Raw genomic sequence first — 1,234 nt, 5'->3', positions numbered from 1 at the left:
CGGAGCCATCGCTCAGGCCGCTCTCGTCCTCAACAACGCATGGAACGAAAGGCGTTGAGAAAACCTCACTGCGGTTCGCCGCGCTTCGCAAGGAGCGCTGTGATCGCTTCTACGCCTGTCGCCCGATGGAGCTGGGCCCGTGACGACGAGACGTCCGACCCGTTGACTTGCTGTCTGCGCGATGTGCTGGCCGCGTACGCCGTACTGGCGGAACACCGGTTTGCGACGGGTGAACCGGTGGTGCGTGTGTCCGTCACCGAGGCGGGCAGGGCGAACAGTTTTCTGTTCCAAGGACGGCTCACGGCGGGTTCGCCGGGGCCGAAGGCCGCTGTGCCGATGGCCGGCCGGGTCAGGGCGGCGCTGCGGGCAGGCGGGATCGGGGCCGTGGACGGGTTCGTGGAGTGCCCGGGCACGGTGGTGGTGAACGCCGAGGGTGAAGAGGCGCGGCTGGAAAGCCTCTTCCAGCTGAGCGCCTCGTCGTTCGCCGGTTTTGCCGGTGTCGAGTTGGCGACGCACACCGACGTGTGGCTGGCCCACGACCTGATGGGGCGTCCCCAGCCGGAGATCCATGCCGCGAACGCGCCTCGTCTGTCGGCGCTGCTGCGGGAGCTCTCGGAGGTGCTCGGTTCGGAGACGGATCCGGATGACCCGACCTGCTTCGCGAGGCCGACCGGGACCGGGGCCGAGAACTTCTTCGACGAGGACGGCAGGGCCGCGGATGTGTGGGGGAGTTTCGAGGTGCCCACCCGGTACGACGTGTTCGTGCACGCTCCGGGGTTCGGGCGGATCGGGTATCGGCGCACGGTCCGGGGCGAGGTGCGGTGTGTGCCGGTCCGGGACGGCCGGGGCGGGCTGCTCGGCCATCTGTGGGCCTCGGATGCGGAGGGGGCGGCGAGTTTCGAGCCGCGGGATGTCGGTGACGATGCCGTGTACCGTGCCGGGCTGGTGTGGCTGGAGCGGTTGAGGGCCGCACACGACCGGGGTCTGTCCCCCTCGGCTGCCCTGGCCGAGCTCGCCGCGTGGCCGGACGAGGACGGCGCGGGCCGTGCCGGTCCTTCCGCCGAAGCGCGGACGATCCCTCTGGCCGTCCTCCGCGAGCAGGCGAAGGCGACGCAGCGATGACCGCGCCCGCCCGACGGGGCCTTCACCGTCCTCGTGGGAGCCCTGGTGGGGCTTCTGAAGGCGCACTCCGCCCCCTCCGGCATCGGTAGCCCCGCCTCCCGCACCGGCATCC

Annotated in this window: 1 protein-coding gene; it reads left to right on the top strand. The window is 71.1% G+C overall.

The features are described 5' to 3' along the window. Positions 1-99: 99 nt before the first annotated feature. A complete protein-coding gene (locus tag CCN35_RS24740; protein ID WP_086794396.1) occupies positions 100-1,122 on the top strand; it encodes a hypothetical protein in 1,023 nt (340 codons plus the stop codon). Positions 1,123-1,234: the final 112 nt, after the last annotated feature.

This window comes from Streptomyces thermovulgaris (assembly GCF_002155915.1).
Lineage (GTDB): Bacteria > Actinomycetota > Actinomycetes > Streptomycetales > Streptomycetaceae > Streptomyces > Streptomyces thermovulgaris.
Note: the sequence above shows the minus strand (reverse complement) of the source record. Positions and strands in the feature narration are given on the sequence as shown.